Source organism: Pseudomonas rossensis, assembly GCF_039888995.1.
In the GTDB taxonomy this organism is placed as follows: Bacteria; Pseudomonadota; Gammaproteobacteria; order Pseudomonadales; family Pseudomonadaceae; genus Aquipseudomonas; species Aquipseudomonas rossensis.
Window position 1 is genome coordinate 18,425 of record NZ_JBBWCB010000016.1, and the last position, 15,343, is coordinate 33,767.

16 protein-coding genes are annotated in these 15,343 nt (G+C 58.9%); 14 read left to right on the forward strand and 2 right to left on the reverse strand.

The genetic code is table 11. From position 1 onward, the window contains the following. Positions 1 to 106 precede the first annotated feature (106 nt). Positions 107 to 571: a hypothetical protein gene (locus tag WLY71_RS06960; RefSeq protein WP_347802982.1), complete on the forward strand. Its 465-nt coding sequence runs from the start codon at positions 107 to 109 to the stop codon at positions 569 to 571. An 18-nt stretch (positions 572 to 589) separates the two neighbouring features. On the opposite strand, the gene WLY71_RS06965 is transcribed toward WLY71_RS06960, so the two are convergent. Beyond that, positions 590 to 1,270 carry an alpha/beta family hydrolase gene (locus WLY71_RS06965; RefSeq protein WP_347802983.1) on the reverse strand — a complete coding sequence of 227 codons (681 nt, stop codon included), beginning with the start codon at positions 1,268 to 1,270 and terminating at the stop codon, positions 590 to 592. 86 nt (positions 1,271 to 1,356) lie between these two features. On the opposite strand from WLY71_RS06965, the gene ccoN (WLY71_RS06970) reads away from it, so the two are divergent. From ccoN (WLY71_RS06970) to ccoP (WLY71_RS07005), 8 genes are all read left to right on the forward strand, one after another. Beyond that, positions 1,357 to 2,781 (forward strand): cytochrome-c oxidase, cbb3-type subunit I, encoded by a 1,425-nt coding sequence (gene ccoN, locus WLY71_RS06970; protein ID WP_347802984.1) that lies wholly within the window; start codon positions 1,357 to 1,359, stop codon positions 2,779 to 2,781. 10 nt (positions 2,782 to 2,791) lie between these two features. Then, positions 2,792 to 3,400 carry a cytochrome-c oxidase, cbb3-type subunit II gene (ccoO, locus tag WLY71_RS06975; protein WP_347802985.1) on the forward strand — a complete coding sequence of 203 codons (609 nt, stop codon included), beginning with the start codon at positions 2,792 to 2,794 and terminating at the stop codon, positions 3,398 to 3,400. Between the two features lie 21 nt (positions 3,401 to 3,421). Next, positions 3,422 to 3,622, forward strand: coding sequence for a cbb3-type cytochrome oxidase subunit 3 (locus WLY71_RS06980; protein ID WP_311132817.1), 201 nt, complete (start codon positions 3,422 to 3,424; stop codon positions 3,620 to 3,622). Further along, entirely contained in the window at positions 3,619 to 4,572 is a 954-nt protein-coding gene (ccoP, locus tag WLY71_RS06985; RefSeq protein ID WP_347802986.1) for a cytochrome-c oxidase, cbb3-type subunit III, read from the forward strand. The genes WLY71_RS06980 and ccoP (WLY71_RS06985) overlap by 4 nt, the downstream gene beginning before the upstream one ends. A gap of 481 nt (positions 4,573 to 5,053) precedes the next feature. Continuing rightward, on the forward strand, positions 5,054 to 6,496 hold the full coding sequence (ccoN, locus tag WLY71_RS06990; RefSeq protein ID WP_347802987.1) for a cytochrome-c oxidase, cbb3-type subunit I: 1,443 nt from the start codon (positions 5,054 to 5,056) through the stop codon (positions 6,494 to 6,496). After that, a complete protein-coding gene (gene ccoO / locus WLY71_RS06995) occupies positions 6,496 to 7,104 on the forward strand; it encodes a cytochrome-c oxidase, cbb3-type subunit II (protein WP_131059970.1) in 609 nt (202 codons plus the stop codon). The genes ccoN (WLY71_RS06990) and ccoO (WLY71_RS06995) overlap by 1 nt, the downstream gene beginning before the upstream one ends. Positions 7,105 to 7,109: 5 nt before the next feature. Further along, positions 7,110 to 7,295, forward strand: coding sequence for a CcoQ/FixQ family Cbb3-type cytochrome c oxidase assembly chaperone (locus WLY71_RS07000; RefSeq protein ID WP_003175465.1), 186 nt, complete (start codon positions 7,110 to 7,112; stop codon positions 7,293 to 7,295). After that, positions 7,292 to 8,275 (forward strand): cytochrome-c oxidase, cbb3-type subunit III, encoded by a 984-nt coding sequence (gene ccoP / locus WLY71_RS07005; RefSeq protein ID WP_309676386.1) that lies wholly within the window; start codon positions 7,292 to 7,294, stop codon positions 8,273 to 8,275. The genes WLY71_RS07000 and ccoP (WLY71_RS07005) overlap by 4 nt, the downstream gene beginning before the upstream one ends. A 73-nt stretch (positions 8,276 to 8,348) precedes the next feature. Here ccoP (WLY71_RS07005) and WLY71_RS07010 read toward each other — a convergent pair whose 3' ends face one another. Next, on the reverse strand, positions 8,349 to 9,344 hold the full coding sequence (locus WLY71_RS07010; protein ID WP_347802988.1) for a metallophosphoesterase family protein: 996 nt from the start codon (positions 9,342 to 9,344) through the stop codon (positions 8,349 to 8,351). Between the two features lie 390 nt (positions 9,345 to 9,734). Between WLY71_RS07010 and ccoG the strand changes: the two genes are divergently transcribed. From ccoG to WLY71_RS07035, 5 genes are all read left to right on the forward strand, one after another. Then, on the forward strand, positions 9,735 to 11,147 hold the full coding sequence (ccoG, locus tag WLY71_RS07015) for a cytochrome c oxidase accessory protein CcoG (protein WP_347802989.1): 1,413 nt from the start codon (positions 9,735 to 9,737) through the stop codon (positions 11,145 to 11,147). Between the two features lie 11 nt (positions 11,148 to 11,158). Further along, the gene (locus WLY71_RS07020) at positions 11,159 to 11,692 is read left to right on the forward strand and encodes a FixH family protein (RefSeq protein WP_347802990.1); all 534 of its coding nucleotides are present in this window, start codon (positions 11,159 to 11,161) and stop codon (positions 11,690 to 11,692) included. 133 nt (positions 11,693 to 11,825) lie between these two features. Next, positions 11,826 to 14,276, forward strand: coding sequence for a heavy metal translocating P-type ATPase (locus WLY71_RS07025; RefSeq protein ID WP_347802991.1), 2,451 nt, complete (start codon positions 11,826 to 11,828; stop codon positions 14,274 to 14,276). A 22-nt stretch (positions 14,277 to 14,298) separates the two neighbouring features. Then, positions 14,299 to 14,517, forward strand: coding sequence for a cbb3-type cytochrome oxidase assembly protein CcoS (gene ccoS, locus WLY71_RS07030; protein WP_095634258.1), 219 nt, complete (start codon positions 14,299 to 14,301; stop codon positions 14,515 to 14,517). Continuing rightward, the gene (locus tag WLY71_RS07035; RefSeq protein ID WP_347802992.1) at positions 14,510 to 15,193 is read left to right on the forward strand and encodes a sulfite exporter TauE/SafE family protein; all 684 of its coding nucleotides are present in this window, start codon (positions 14,510 to 14,512) and stop codon (positions 15,191 to 15,193) included. The genes ccoS and WLY71_RS07035 overlap by 8 nt, the downstream gene beginning before the upstream one ends. Positions 15,194 to 15,343 lie beyond the last annotated feature (150 nt).

A 15,343-nucleotide genomic window follows, 5' to 3' on the forward strand; every position in this document is an offset into this window, starting at 1 on the left:
TAAAAAAACAACTGTCAACTGTAACAGTTATTTTTTCTCTGCAGATGCCCCACGCTGCCCCTTGTGACATCGGCAGATGCCGATGCAATACCGTAAGGGACTTACGATGGATACCAATCTTGAACGTCTGTTAGCGGCAACAACACAAAACGCTTACCCAGCGCCACCGGGCACTTTCAGGTGGCGCTTCGACTCAGGCCCAGCGTGGACAGAAGCGACCACAGCGTCACTGCAACTTTTCAACTCTCCATTTGGTCGGGTGTATTGGGCTTGGGATGCCTGGATCGGCTCCCACGAAACAAAGGATCTTTTCCTCTACTCATTCACGCTTGATTACACTGATGAAAACGTTATCGAAAAAAAGTTTAGCCTAGGAGAACAAGGACTTACCTTTTCGCATTGTTATATGACCAGCAATGGTGGCTTCACATGCAGAGATGCGCTTTCAGCTTCCGTATCTATTAAACTCGACCCGACAAGCGGAATTAGCACAGGTAACTTTGAAGCCACATTCAGTTCCAACCTCAAGTCCCCTAACGGCGTGTTCAATCTGACAAGTAACCCCTCATAAGTCAGTTGCTAAGCAGGGTCATCGCAACACGAATTTAGCCACGGCCTGCGCCGCAGTCGACAAATGCTGCTCGTGAGTAAACCCTGAAGCCTTCAACGGCTTCAGGTCATGATCCCCCGCCACCAACCACTTCATCTCGATACTAGGCGAAAGCGTGTAACCCTCGACCGCCTCACGATTGCCCAACGCATCCCGTTCGCCCTGAACAATTAACGTCCGCGTGTTCAGCGCGGCCAAATGCTCAACCCGAGGCTTCTCCGGTTTCCCCACCGCATAAAACGGATACCCGAGGCACACCAGCGTATCCGCCCCCAATTCATCCGCCAACAAACTCGCCATCCGCCCGCCCATGGACTTGCCCCCCACGGCCAGACGCCCAGCGACATGGCGTCGCACCACCGCATAGACCTCACGCCAACACTCGAGCAGTTTCGGTGCCGGGTTCGGTGGACGCTTACCCCCATCAACACGCCGTTGCGCCATGTACGGAAACTCGAAGCGCAGCACGTTGATCCCAGATGCAGCAAGGCGCGCAGCCATGTCGTTCATCCAGCCGCTGTCCATCGGCGCACCGGCGCCATGGGCAAGGATCAACGTCGCCGATGCCGGCGCTGAGGCCTCATTCCACAACCATCCATGATCCTGCACACACCGCGCCCATTGATCCCCGTCAATACTGGCCTTGTGCTCTTTGTCCATGCTTGCCTCGCTTTTAGTCTGCCTATAACTCCAGACGAAGGACGCGCTGCTCGCGCTCACTTCGGCTGAACCGTGGATGGGGAACCATGAACACTTCTATCAGTACCGCCTACAACTACAAGGTGGTCCGCCAATTCGCCATTATGACGGTGGTGTGGGGCATCGTCGGCATGGGGCTCGGGGTTTTTCTCGCGGCTCAATTGGTCTGGCCTGAACTCAACTTCAATCTGCCGTGGACCAGCTTCGGGCGTTTGCGCCCGTTGCACACCAACGCAGTGATCTTCGCTTTCGGCGGTTGCGCCCTGTTCGCCAGTTCGTTCTATTCGGTGCAACGCACCTGCCAGACACAACTGTTTGCGCCAAAAATCGCCGCGTTCTGCTTCTGGGGCTGGCAAGTGGTGATTCTGCTGGCGGCCATCAGCCTGCCGCTGGGTTACACCAGCTCCAAGGAATACGCCGAGCTGGAATGGCCGATCGACATTCTGATCACCATCGTCTGGGTCGCCTACGCCGTGGTGTTCTTCGGCACACTGGCCAAGCGCAAGACCAAGCACATCTACGTCGGCAACTGGTTCTTCGGTGCGTTCATCATCACCGTGGCGATTCTGCACATCGTCAACAACCTTGAGCTGCCGGTGAGTTTCACCAAGTCCTACTCGGTGTACGCGGGTGCGACCGATGCCATGGTTCAGTGGTGGTACGGGCACAACGCCGTAGGCTTTTTCCTCACCGCCGGTTTCCTCGGGATGATGTACTACTTCGTGCCGAAACAGGCCGAGCGTCCGGTGTATTCCTATCGCTTGTCGATCGTGCACTTCTGGGCGCTGATCACCCTGTACATCTGGGCCGGTCCGCACCACTTGCACTACACCGCGCTGCCGGACTGGGCACAGTCGCTGGGCATGGTGATGTCGCTGATCCTGCTGGCGCCGAGCTGGGGCGGGATGATCAACGGGATGATGACACTTTCGGGCGCCTGGCATAAGTTGCGCAGCGACCCGATCCTGCGCTTCCTGGTGGTCTCTCTGGCGTTCTACGGCATGTCGACCTTCGAAGGGCCGATGATGGCCATCAAAACGGTCAACGCCCTCTCCCACTACACCGACTGGACCATCGGCCACGTTCACGCCGGCGCCCTCGGTTGGGTCGCGATGATCTCCATCGGTGCGCTGTACCACATGATCCCGAAAATCTTCGGTCGCACGCAGATGCACAGCATCGGCCTGATCAACGCGCACTTCTGGCTCGCCACCATCGGCACCGTGCTCTACATCGCTTCGATGTGGGTCAACGGCATCGCCCAGGGCCTCATGTGGCGCGCCGTCAACGAAGACGGCACGCTGACCTACTCCTTCGTCGAAACCCTGGTGGCCAGCCACCCAGGCTTCGTCGTGCGTCTGGTAGGCGGTGCGATCTTCTTCAGCGGCATGCTGCTGATGGCCTACAACACCTGGCGCACCGCGCGGGCCTCGCAGCCTGCCGAAGTCGCCGCTGCCGCGCAGATCGCCTGAGGAGGCCGCCATGAAACACGAAACAATCGAGAAAAACGTCGGCCTGCTGATGTTGTTGATGGTGCTGGCCGTGAGCATCGGCGGCCTGACCCAGATCGTCCCGCTGTTCTTCCAGGACGTGACCAATAAGCCGGTGGAAGGCATGAAGCCCTACACCGCGCTGCAACTGGAAGGTCGCGACATTTACATCCGCGAAGGCTGCGTCGGCTGCCATTCGCAGATGATCCGCCCGTTTCGCGCCGAGACCGAACGCTACGGCCACTACTCGGTAGCCGGTGAAAGCGTCTGGGATCACCCGTTCCTGTGGGGCTCGAAACGCACCGGTCCGGACCTGGCCCGGGTCGGCGGTCGCTACTCCGAAGACTGGCACCGCGCGCACTTGTACAACCCGCGCAACGTGGTGCCGGAATCGAAAATGCCCGGCTATCCATGGCTGGTGGCCAATCAACTCGACAGCAGCCACACCGAAAGCAAGATCAAGGCGATGCGCACCCTCGGCGTCCCGTACACCGACGACGACATCGCAGGCTCAGTTGCCTCGCTCAAGGGCATGACCGAAATGGACGCGCTGGTCGCTTACCTGCAAGTGCTCGGCACATCCATCAAGAGCAAGAGGTGAGCCATGGCCATGCCCTTTGAAATAATAAGCGAAATGAGCAGTGGAATGATCCGCGGCCTGGGCACGGTCGTGGTGTTCGTGGCCTTCGTCGGCCTGACGCTGTGGGTGTTCAACGGCAAGCGCAATCCGGAATTCGCCGAAGCGCGTTTGCTGCCGTTCGCCGATGAACCTCTACCCGATGACGCCACCCAAGAACCTGAAACAAGGAGTACCCGGCCATGACCACCTTCTGGAGTACGTGGATTTGCGTACTGACCATCGGCAGCCTGATCGGCCTGACCTGGCTGCTGATCGGCACCCGCAAGGGCGAAACCAAGGGCAGCGTCGACCAGACCATGGGCCACAGCTTCGACGGCATCGAGGAGTACGACAATCCGCTGCCGCAATGGTGGTTCATGCTGTTCGCCGGCACGCTGGTATTTGCCGTGGGCTATCTGGTGCTTTACCCCGGCCTGGGCAACTGGAAAGGCATTCTGCCGGGTTACGAGGACGGCTGGACCGGCGTCCACGAGTGGGAAAAGGAGATGAACAAGGCCGATGCGAAGTTCGGACCGATCTTCGCCAAATTCGCGGCGATGCCCGTCGAAGAAGTGGCCACGGACCCGCTAGCGTTGAAAATGGGCGGTCGCCTGTTTGCCTCCAATTGCGCGGTCTGCCACGGCTCGGATGCCAAGGGTGCTTTTGGCTTTCCAAACCTGGCGGACACCAGCTGGCGCTGGGGCGGCAACGCTGACACCATCAAAACCACGATCATGGGTGGTCGCATGGCCGCGATGCCGGCCTGGGGTGAAATCCTTGGTGATGCCGGCGTGAAGAACGTCGCGGCTTATGTGCGCCATGACCTGGCCGGCCTGCCGTTGCCGGCCGACAACGGTGCCGACCTGCATGCCGGACAGCAAGCGTTCAGCACCATGTGCGTAGCCTGTCATGGTGCAAACGGCCAGGGCACTGAAGCCATGGGCGCGCCGAATCTGTCGCAACCGGCCGGTTTTATCTACGGAACAAGCCTGGCGCAACTGCAACAGACGATTCGTCATGGTCGCCAAGGCCATATGCCGGCGCAGAACGAACTGCTCGGCAACGACAAGGTGCAACTGCTGGCCGCTTACGTTTACAGCTTGTCTCATGGACTGACCACCGAGCGTTTGCAGGCTGAAGGCAAACACGAATAAATCTCGACCGCTCTGCTGCCGCATTCTCCCGGATGCGGCAGTTCCCTGCCCCTTTGCGACCAAGTGTCGCACCCTCCGTTAGTCCTCCTTTCGGTTCCCCAGATTTGGGTCTAAGCTTCTCCGATGCGGACTGGCATGAGCCGGTTCCAGGTCGACCCAACCCGATGTGCTCGACGAATCTGCTCGATGACAAGCCGCAAAGGCTGGTAGATACCGGCTGTCGTGCCAATTGCCATCTATCACCCGATCGTTGTGTTTGAACACACCCCGTTACATCCGACCTGACCCCCTCACCATTTTCGTCTGCTGCGACATTTTGCCCTTGGGCAATTTTGTCCTTACGCGGCGCATGGAAAGGCCGCAGAATCAGCTTTTGAAAGCATTGACCCAGGTCATGGCGCGTTGCAATGACCCCCCGCTTTCTCCATACTTGCGGCCGATTTTTACTCCTAATAAAACACCCAAACCGTGGAACCTTAGAATGAGCACAGCAATCAGTCCGACTGCTTATAACTATAAGGTAGTCCGCCAGTTCGCCATCATGACGGTGGTCTGGGGGATCCTTGGCATGGGGCTCGGTGTCTTCATCGCCTCACAGCTTGTATGGCCGGAATTGAACTTCGGTCTGCCGTGGACGACTTTTGGACGCTTACGCCCGTTGCACACCAACCTGGTGATTTTCGCCTTCGGTGGTTGTGCACTGTTTGCCACTTCTTATTACGTCGTGCAGCGAACCTGCCAAACGCGACTGATTTCCGACCGCCTCGCCGCCTTCACCTTCTGGGGTTGGCAAGCGGTGATCGTCGGCGCGATCGTTACCTTGCCGCTGGGTTACACCACCACCAAGGAATACGCGGAACTGGAATGGCCCCTGGCTATTCTGCTGGCCATCGTCTGGGTTACTTACGGTCTGGTGTTCTTCGGCACCATCACCAAGCGCAAAACCAAGCACATCTATGTGGGTAACTGGTTCTACGGTGCCTTCATCGTTGTGACCGCGATGCTGCACATCGTCAACCACGCCTCCCTGCCGGTCAGCTTGTTCAAGTCCTACTCGGCCTACGCCGGTGCGACTGACGCGATGATCCAGTGGTGGTACGGCCACAACGCGGTCGGTTTCTTCCTGACCACCGGCTTCCTGGGGATGATGTATTACTTCGTTCCGAAGCAGGCCGAGCGTCCGATCTACTCCTATCGCCTGTCGATCGTGCACTTCTGGGCGCTGATCACCCTGTACATCTGGGCCGGTCCGCACCACCTGCACTACACTGCGCTGCCGGACTGGGCTCAGTCGCTGGGCATGGCGATGTCGATCATCCTGCTGGCACCAAGCTGGGGCGGCATGATCAACGGCATGATGACCCTGTCGGGCGCCTGGCATAAGTTGCGCACCGACCCGATCCTGCGCTTCCTCGTTGTGTCGCTGGCCTTCTACGGCATGTCGACCTTCGAAGGCCCGATGATGGCCATCAAGACCGTCAACTCGCTGTCTCACTACACTGACTGGACCATCGGCCACGTACACGCCGGTGCCTTGGGCTGGGTAGCGATGATCTCGATCGGCGCGATCTATCACATGATCCCGAAACTGTTCGGTCGTGTGCAGATGCACAGCATCGGCCTGATCAACACGCACTTCTGGCTCGCGACCATCGGTACCGTTCTGTACATCGCTTCGATGTGGGTCAACGGCATTACCCAGGGTCTGATGTGGCGTGCAATCAACGACGACGGCACCCTCACCTACTCGTTCGTCGAAGCGCTGCAAGCCAGCCATCCTGGTTTCATCGTTCGCGCCCTGGGCGGTGCGTTCTTCGCCAGCGGCATGCTGTTCATGGCCTACAACGTATGGCGTACCGTACGTGCCTCGAACCCGGCTGAAGCCAAAGCTGCTGAACAGATTGCTGTAGTTGGAGCTCACTGATGAAGCATGAAGCAGTCGAGAAGAATATTGGCCTGCTGGCCTTCTTCATGGTTATCGCCGTCAGCATCGGCGGCCTGACCCAGATCGTTCCGCTGTTTTTCCAGGACGTCACCAACAAGCCGGTCGAGGGCATGAAGCCTCGCACCGCCCTTGAAGTTGAAGGACGCGACGTCTATATCGCCAACGGTTGTGTCGGCTGCCACTCGCAGATGATCCGCCCGTTCCGTGCTGAAACCGAACGTTACGGCCACTACTCGGTCGCCGGTGAAAGCGTCTGGGACCACCCGTTCCTGTGGGGTTCCAAGCGTACCGGTCCAGACCTGGCCCGTGTCGGTGGTCGTTACTCCGATGACTGGCAGCGTGCGCACTTGTACAACCCGCGCAACGTAGTGCCTGAGTCGAAAATGCCGGCCTACCCGTTCCTCGTGGAAAACAAGCTCGACGGCAAAGACACCGCCAAGAAACTGGAAGTCTTGCGCACGCTCGGCGTCCCTTACACCGACGAAGACATCGCCGGCGCCAAGGATGCTGTGAAGGGCAAAACCGAAATGGACGCGCTGGTGGCCTATCTGCAAGGCCTGGGCACCATCATCAAAAGCAAACGGTGATTTAGATGGATATCGGGATGATTCGTGGCCTGGGCACCGTTGTTGTGATGGTGGCCTTCATCGGTCTGGCGTTGTGGGTATTCAGCCCCAAGCGCAAGTCGGAGTTTGAAGACGCGACCTTGCTGCCTTTCGCGGATGATCCCGAAGCCATCAAGCACGTCGAGCAAGCTTCTAGGAGTAACAAAGAATGACTACGTTCTGGAGTCTGTACGTCACAGTCCTCAGTCTCGGCACGATCTTCGCCCTGACCTGGCTGCTGCTGTCCACCCGCAAGGGCCAGCGCAGCGAAGCCACCGAAGAAACGGTTGGCCACTCCTTCGACGGGATCGAGGAGTACGACAACCCGCTGCCGAAATGGTGGTTCATGCTGTTCGTGGGCACCATCATCTTCGCCCTGGGCTACCTGGTGCTGTACCCGGGCCTGGGTAACTGGAAAGGCCTGTTGCCGGGTTACAACTACCTCGACAACGACAAGCAGACCGCGTTCGCCAACGGCCAGAGCGGCTGGACCGGCGTTCACGAGTGGGAAAAGGAAATGGCCAAGTCGGACGCCAAGTTCGGCCCGATCTTCGCCAAATTCGCTTCCATGCCAATCGAAGAAGTCGCCAAGGACCCGCAAGCCCTGAAGATGGGTGGCCGCCTGTTCGCCTCCAACTGCTCGGTCTGCCACGGTTCTGACGCTAAAGGCGCTTATGGCTTCCCTAACCTGACCGACGCCGACTGGCGCTGGGGCGGCGAAGCACAAACCATCAAGACCACCATCATGGGCGGTCGTCACGCGGTCATGCCGGCGTGGGCTGAAGTGATCGGCGAGCAAGGCGTTGCGAACGTTGCCGCGTTCGTACTGACCAACCTCGATGGCCGCAAACTGCCGGAAGGCACCAAGGCTGACCCGGTAGCCGGCCAGAAGCTGTTCGCTGCCAACTGCGTGGCATGCCACGGTCCGGCAGGCAAAGGTACGCCAGCCATGGGCGCACCTGACCTGACCCACCCGGGCGCGTTCATCTACGGTTCGAGCTTCGCTCAACTGCAGCAGACCATCCGTTACGGCCGTCAGGGCCAGATGCCTGCGCAAGAACAGCTGCAAGGCAACGACAAGGTTCACCTGCTGGCCGCTTACGTCTACAGCCTCTCTCACGGTGAGAAAGCGCCAGTGGCGGACGCCCAGTAAGGCAAACGCTTGACCGCAACAACAAACGGCCCCGCCAATGTGAATTGGCGGGGCCGTTTTTATTTCGGCCGCTTTACTTGAGGACAGGAATGACCTTGTCGACTTTTCGGCTTGGCCAGTTACTGTTTCTCACAACACTGACTGACAGATGTTGCTTGTCCTCGGAAAAACTGGCAATCAGATAGGTTTGCTGAGAAGCAGCGCCGCTTAAAAATACCGGCACACTACCAAAATGCTTCGATTTGTCCCAATCGAAATAAGCCCCGGCGCCCCAGTGATCATGCCCAGCAAAGACTGCCGTCACTTTGTATTTCTCGATCATCTGCTTGAATCTCGAAATCTGATCGTCGCTACCGTCCCACCGATAAACCTTGTGCATATTGAGAATAATGATCTTGCCCTGTGCTCTCGCGTTTTTCAGATCACGTTCGAGCCAATCCAGCGCATCCGTAATTTCAAAGGATGTTCGAGAAAACGGATTACCCGAAGTGAAACTGACGGTATAAGTCGGCTCATTATTCAATTGGACAACATGTACATCACCAAAACTCTTTGAGTAGGCGAGACTGCCATAATAAATTGTTCCAAGGCCTCCACTTCTTGCTGCCAGATCCATGGACACCCCCTTCCCCCAATAACGCGCCTTGAGATCGTTGATACTTCCGGCTGCACAATTATTCAAGAAACAATCATTTACGTTATTGGCATAATCATGATTACCCAAGCCATAGTCATACAGCCCCAGCAATTTTTTCTCGAAAACGCCCCTCATGTACGAACGCTCATTCCCATGGCCGAACGCCGTAATATCTCCATTAATCATTACAGGTATACCGTGCGCGCCGCCATTAAGGCTTCTGAAGCTCGCGATATCGGAATATTGCAATTCGATCAACTCTTTTGATCGAGCTTCCTTATTGGGATCTGGTTCACCCTCATCGGTAAGATCACTCCAGGGATATTGCGAATCAGAGGCAAACACCCAGTGCTGCGGAGTTTCTGCAAGAGCAACAGTTACACCAAAGCAATTAATTAAAACCAAGGCGTAGCACGCCAGCCATTTATCCATTGATAACTTCATAGAAATCCATTCCCATTGATATTGATCAGCCGCTCTCCGCGGCCATTGCGTTGAATCCGCAAAATACATTGAGCCCTGACAACTCGCAATTAAATATAACTTACAAACCAATAGAATATATGTCCGACATTTCGTTAGTTTAGAATAATGAACATGCTCTAACGAGCACTGAGCAAGCAGCTATACTCAAAAGTCAATTGACTTGCATCACGTTTTGTTACATCTGCTACACCATCCACGATTTTTCCCCAACGCGACCAAAGGTCGCACCCTTGACCTAGAGCGACAGGCGTATCATTGCGCCACTGCAACACCTCTTTTTGACCGCGGTCGGCACGTACTGACCGAGGCATTTTTCCACTGCCGTGGGATGCAATGATGAGCAACCAGATTCCGGTACACGACGTCACCCCTGCCAAGAACGCGAACAACAGCGTCGACCTCTACGCCTCTCGAGAAAAAATCTACACCCGCGCCTTCACCGGCCTGTTCCGCAACCTGCGGATGATGGGCGGTGCCGGGCTGTTTCTGCTGTATTTCGGTACGGTCTGGCTGAGCTGGGGTGGCCATCAGGCAGTCTGGTGGAACCTGCCGGAACGCAAATTCTTCATCTTTGGCGCAACCTTCTGGCCTCAGGACTTCATCCTGCTCTCGGGGATCCTGATCGTCAGCGCCTTCGGCCTGTTCTTCATTACCGTGTACGCCGGGCGGGTCTGGTGCGGCTATACCTGCCCGCAAAGTGTCTGGACCTGGATTTTCATGTGGTGCGAGAAGGTCACCGAAGGCGACCGCAACCAGCGCATCAAGCTCGACAAAGCGCCCATGAGCGCCAACAAATTCCTGCGCAAATTCAGCAAACACACGATGTGGCTGTTGATCGGCTTCGTGACCGGCATGACCTTCGTGGGTTACTTCTCGCCGATCCGCGAACTGACCATCGACTTCTTCACCGGCGAAGCCGACGGCTGGTCGTATTTCTGGGTCGGTTTCTTCACCCTCGCCACCTACGGCAATGCCGGCTGGTTGCGCGAGCAGGTGTGCATTTACATGTGCCCGTACGCGCGCTTCCAGAGCGTGATGTTCGATAAAGACACCCTGATCGTTTCCTACGACCCGCGTCGTGGTGAAGGCCGCGGGCCGCGCAAGAAAGGTGTCGACTACAAGGCCATGGGCCTGGGCGACTGCATCGACTGCACCATGTGCGTCCAGGTCTGCCCGACCGGTATCGACATCCGCGATGGCCTGCAAGTCGAATGCATCGGCTGTGCGGCCTGCATCGATGCCTGCGACAGCATCATGGACAAGATGGACTACCCGCGCGGCCTGATCAGCTACACCACCGAGCACAACCTGTCCGGGCAAAAAACCAATAAACTGCGTCCGCGCCTGATCGGCTATGCCACGGTCCTGCTGGCGATGATCGCTTTGCTGATGACCGCGTTCTTCATGCGTTCGCTGGTCGGTTTCGACGTCAGCAAAGACCGCGTGTTGTATCGCGAAAATGCCGAAGGCCGGATCGAAAACGTCTACAGCCTGAAGATCATGAACAAGGATCAGCGCGACCACACCTACGTGCTGGAAGCCACTGGCCTGCCAGACCTCAAGCTGCAAGGCAAGCGCGAAATCAAAGTCGCCGCCGGGGAGATTTTCAGCCAGCCGGTCGAACTGTCCAGCGCACCGGAGAAACTGCCATCGAGCACCAACGAGGTGAAATTCATCCTCAAGGATGCCGATGACGACAGCGTCCACATTGAAGCCAAGAGCCGGTTCATCGGCCCACAAGTTCGTTGAGAGAAATGATCATGCCCACAGCAACTGCCGCAAGTCCCTGGTACAAGCACCTTTGGCCGTGGATCATCATTGCCATCCTGGCGTGTTCCGTGACCCTGACCTTGTCCATGGTGACGATCGCGGTGAAAAACCCGGACAACCTGGTCAACGACAACTATTACGAGGCCGGCAAAGGCATCAACCGCTCCCTCGACCGTGAGCTGCTGGCGCAGACCCTGCTGCTGCGCGCCAGCGTGCATCTGGACGATGTGACCGGTGAAGTCGACCTGCGCCTGAGCGGCAACAGCCAACCGAAAACCCTGGAGCTGAACCTGATCTCGCCGACCCAGCCAGAGAAAGATCGCAAAATCACCCTGGCACGCAGCGAAACCGAACAGGGCCGCTACATTGGCCAGTTGAACGACAAGGTCGACGGTCGACGCTTTGTAGAACTGCTGGGCGTACAGGATGACAAGACCTGGCGCATGTTCGAAGAAGAACAGGTCAGCCATGACAAGGATCTCCTGCTGGGTGATGAACCGCTGCAAGGCGCCGAACACTTGTAGGAGTTGTCGAGTGAAACGAGGCTGCGATCTTTTGATCTTGCTCTTTCAAAACAACATCAAAAGATCGCAGCCTCGTTTCACTCGTCAGCTCCTACAGGCATGAGCCTTTCCCGGACGATATAGACTTCTCCTCATGACCACTCCACTCCCCTGCTACCACTGCGCCCTGCCCGTCCCGGCCGGCAGCCGCTTCACCGCTGCCGTCCTCGGTGAAACCCGCGAGTTCTGCTGCCCGGGTTGTCAGGCCGTGGCCGAAGCCATCGTGGCCGGCGGACTGGAAACCTATTACCAGCATCGCAGCGAGTCATCGGCCAACCCCGAAGCGCTGCCGGTGCAGTTAGTGGACGAACTGGCGCTTTATGACCGCGCCGACGTGCAAGCCCCCTTCGTTCGCCACGAAGGCGAACTGGCCGAAACCACCCTGTTGATGGAAGGCATCAGTTGCGCCGCCTGCGGCTGGCTGATCGAGAAACACCTGCGTGGCTTGCCGGCGGTAGCCGAAGCGCGCCTGAACCTGTCCAACCATCGCCTGCACGTACGATGGGCCGATGCGCAACTGCCGCTGAGCCAGGTACTCAGCGAATTGCGCCACATCGGTTACGCCGCCCACCCCTATCAGGCCGACCGCGCCAGTGAACAACTGGCCAGCGAAAACCGCCTGGCCCTGCGCCAACTCGGCGTGGCCGGGCTGCTGTGGTTCCAGGCGATGATGGCGACCATGGCCACCTGGCCGGAATTCAACATCGACCTCAGCCCAGAGCTGCACACCATCCTGCGCTGGGTCGCGCTGTTCCTCACCACACCGATCGTGTTCTACAGCTGCGCACCATTCTTCAAAGGCGCCATGCGCGACTTGCGCACCCGCCACCTGACCATGGACGTCTCGGTATCGCTGGCGATTGGCAGTGCCTACATCGCCGGGATCTGGACCTCGATCACCGGCGTCGGTGAGCTGTATTTCGATGCGGTCGGCATGTTCGCGCTGTTCCTGCTGGCCGGACGTTATCTCGAGCGTCGCGCCCGCGAACGCACCGCCGCCGCCACCGCACAACTCGTCAATCTATTGCCCGCCTCGTGTCTGCGCCTGAGTGCCGACGGCCAGAGCGAGCGAATCCTGCTGAGTGAACTGCGCGTGGGTGATCAGGTGCTGGTGCACCCCGGCGCGATCCTCCCGGCTGACGGCAAGATCCTCGAAGGCCAGTCGAGCATCGACGAATCCCTGCTCACCGGCGAATACCTGCCGCAACCGCGCACGCCGGGCGATGCCGTCACCGCCGGCACCTTGAACGTCGAAGGTGCGCTGACCGTGGAAGTCCTGGCGCTGGGTCAAGATACCCGACTGTCCGCCATCGTCCGCCTGCTGGATCGTGCTCAGGCCGAGAAGCCGCGACTGGCGGAAATTGCCGACCGCGCCGCGCAATGGTTTCTGCTGCTGTCGCTGATTGCCGCTGCCGTCATCGGCCTGATCTGGTGGGAACTGGATTCGTCGCGAGCCTTCTGGATTGTGTTGGCGATGCTCGTTGCGACGTGCCCGTGCGCCCTGTCCCTGGCCACGCCAACCGCCCTCACTGCCGCCACCGGAACGCTGCACAAACTGGGTTTGCTGCTGACTCGCGGCCATGTGCTGGAAGGCCTGAACCAGATCGACACGGTGATTTTCGACAAGACCGGCACGCTTACCGAAGGGCGCCTGGCGCTGCGTTCGATCCGCCCGCTCGGCGAACTCAACAGCGATCAATGCCTGAGCCTCGCCGCTGCACTGGAAAACCGCTCTGAACATCCGATCGCCCGTGCATTTGGCCGGGCGCCGCTGGCCGCCGAAGAAGTCCACAGCACGCCGGGGCTTGGCCTCGAAGGCTTGGTCGGTGAGCAACGCTTGCGCATCGGCCAACCGGGTTTTGTCTGTGGACTCAGTAACGCTGTCGTGCCGTTAATGCCGGACGAAGCCGGCCAATGGCTGTTGCTCGGCGACAGCCAGGGACCTTTGGCATGGTTCGTTCTCGACGACCGTCTGCGTGCCGATGCACCCGCCCTGCTCGCCGCCTGCAAGGCTCGCGGCTGGCGCACGCTGCTGCTGTCCGGCGACAGCTCGCCGATGGTCGCCAGTGTCGCCGCCGAACTGGGCATCGATGAAGCCCGCGGCGGCTTGCGCCCGGACGACAAATTGCAGGTCCTGCAACAGCTGCACAAGGAAGGCCGCAAGGTGTTGATGCTCGGTGACGGAGTCAACGACGTGCCAGTGCTGGCCGCCGCCGACATCAGCGTGGCCATGGGTTCGGCCACCGATCTGGCGAAAACCAGTGCCGACGCCGTACTGCTGTCGAACCGCCTCGATGCATTGGTCCAAGCCTTTAGCCTGGCTCGACGCACCCGCCGGGTAATCATCGAGAACCTGCTGTGGGCCGGGCTGTACAATGGCCTCATGTTGCCGTTCGCCGCCCTCGGCTGGATCACTCCGGTATGGGCCGCAGTCGGCATGTCCATCAGTTCGTTGACCGTGGTGCTGAACGCCCTGCGCCTGACTCGCATGCCAAACACGCCTGCGGTCAGCGCCACGCCAGAAACCCGTCCGCTGCCGGCCTGAGCCGCGCGGGCATGGAGTCCAGATGCCAGCTCTCTACGTGATGATCCCGGCCGCGCTGCTGATCGTGGCCATCGCTATTTATATCTTCTTCTGGGCAGTCGACAGCGGTCAGTACGACGACCTTGACGGCCCGGCCCACAGCATCCTGTTTGACGACCAGGATCCGAACCACAAGGCCGCAGTCGACGAAGCCAGCAGTCACCCGGCCAAACCGGACGATAAGGCGCCACCCCATGCTTGAGTTGGCGCCGCTGCTGGTGTCTGCGGTGATTCTCGGTCTGCTTGGTGGCGGGCATTGCCTGGGCATGTGCGGCGGCTTGATGGGCGCGTTGACCCTGGCGATTCCCAAGGAGCAACGCAGCCGTCGCTTTCGACTGCTGCTGGCCTACAACCTGGGGCGAATTCTCAGCTATGCAACGGCCGGCCTGCTGATCGGTCTGGCGGGCTGGGCGGTGGCCAACAGCCCGGCGGCGATGTTCATGCGCGTCATCGCCGGATTACTGTTGGTCGCCATGGGCCTCTACCTCGCCGGCTGGTGGAGCGGCCTGACCCGCATCGAAAGCCTCGGTCGCGGCCTGTGGCGGCACATCCAGCCTGTTGCCAACAAACTGTTGCCGGTGTCGAACGTACCCCGCGCGTTACTGCTGGGCGCGCTCTGGGGCTGGCTGCCGTGCGGGTTGGTTTACAGCACGTTGCTGTGGTCGGCGAGTCAGGGCAATGCGCTGGACAGTGCGCTTTTAATGCTCGCGTTCGGGTTGGGCACCTGGCCGATGTTGCTCGCCACGGGGTTGGCGGCTGAGCGGGTCACTGCGTTGTTGCGCAAACGCAGCGTGCGGATGACGGGCGGGTTACTGGTGATCCTGTTCGGCATCTGGACCTTGCCGGGGCCGCATCAGCATTGGCTCATGGGGCATTAAAGCAAAGATCAAAAGATCGCAGCCTTCGGCAGCTCCTACATGGATTGGCGTACACCTGTAGGAGCTGCCGAAGGCTGCGATCTTTTGATCTTGAAGCCCGTTGATGCAAATCAACATGCCCCACCGCCGCGCCCCCTAGACTCGCTGACA

Excerpts from the sequence above, each read along its gene's own strand:
- ccoS (WP_095634258.1), top strand. The coding sequence starts at position 14,299 with ATGCCAGCTCTCTACGTGATGATCCCGGCCGCGCTGCTGATCGTGGCC.
- ccoN (WP_347802987.1), top strand. The coding sequence starts at position 5,054 with ATGAGCACAGCAATCAGTCCGACTGCTTATAACTATAAGGTAGTCCGC.
- ccoP (WP_347802986.1), top strand. The coding sequence starts at position 3,619 with ATGACCACCTTCTGGAGTACGTGGATTTGCGTACTGACCATCGGCAGC.
- ccoO (WP_131059970.1), top strand. The coding sequence starts at position 6,496 with ATGAAGCATGAAGCAGTCGAGAAGAATATTGGCCTGCTGGCCTTCTTC.
- WLY71_RS07000 (WP_003175465.1), top strand. The coding sequence starts at position 7,110 with ATGGATATCGGGATGATTCGTGGCCTGGGCACCGTTGTTGTGATGGTG.
- ccoG (WP_347802989.1), top strand. The coding sequence starts at position 9,735 with ATGAGCAACCAGATTCCGGTACACGACGTCACCCCTGCCAAGAACGCG.
- WLY71_RS07020 (WP_347802990.1), top strand. The coding sequence starts at position 11,159 with ATGCCCACAGCAACTGCCGCAAGTCCCTGGTACAAGCACCTTTGGCCG.
- WLY71_RS06965 (WP_347802983.1), bottom strand. The coding sequence starts at position 1,270 with ATGGACAAAGAGCACAAGGCCAGTATTGACGGGGATCAATGGGCGCGG.
- WLY71_RS07010 (WP_347802988.1), bottom strand. The coding sequence starts at position 9,344 with ATGGATAAATGGCTGGCGTGCTACGCCTTGGTTTTAATTAATTGCTTT.
- ccoO (WP_347802985.1), top strand. The coding sequence starts at position 2,792 with ATGAAACACGAAACAATCGAGAAAAACGTCGGCCTGCTGATGTTGTTG.
- WLY71_RS06960 (WP_347802982.1), top strand. The coding sequence starts at position 107 with ATGGATACCAATCTTGAACGTCTGTTAGCGGCAACAACACAAAACGCT.
- WLY71_RS07035 (WP_347802992.1), top strand. The coding sequence starts at position 14,510 with ATGCTTGAGTTGGCGCCGCTGCTGGTGTCTGCGGTGATTCTCGGTCTG.
- WLY71_RS07025 (WP_347802991.1), top strand. The coding sequence starts at position 11,826 with ATGACCACTCCACTCCCCTGCTACCACTGCGCCCTGCCCGTCCCGGCC.
- ccoP (WP_309676386.1), top strand. The coding sequence starts at position 7,292 with ATGACTACGTTCTGGAGTCTGTACGTCACAGTCCTCAGTCTCGGCACG.
- ccoN (WP_347802984.1), top strand. The coding sequence starts at position 1,357 with ATGAACACTTCTATCAGTACCGCCTACAACTACAAGGTGGTCCGCCAA.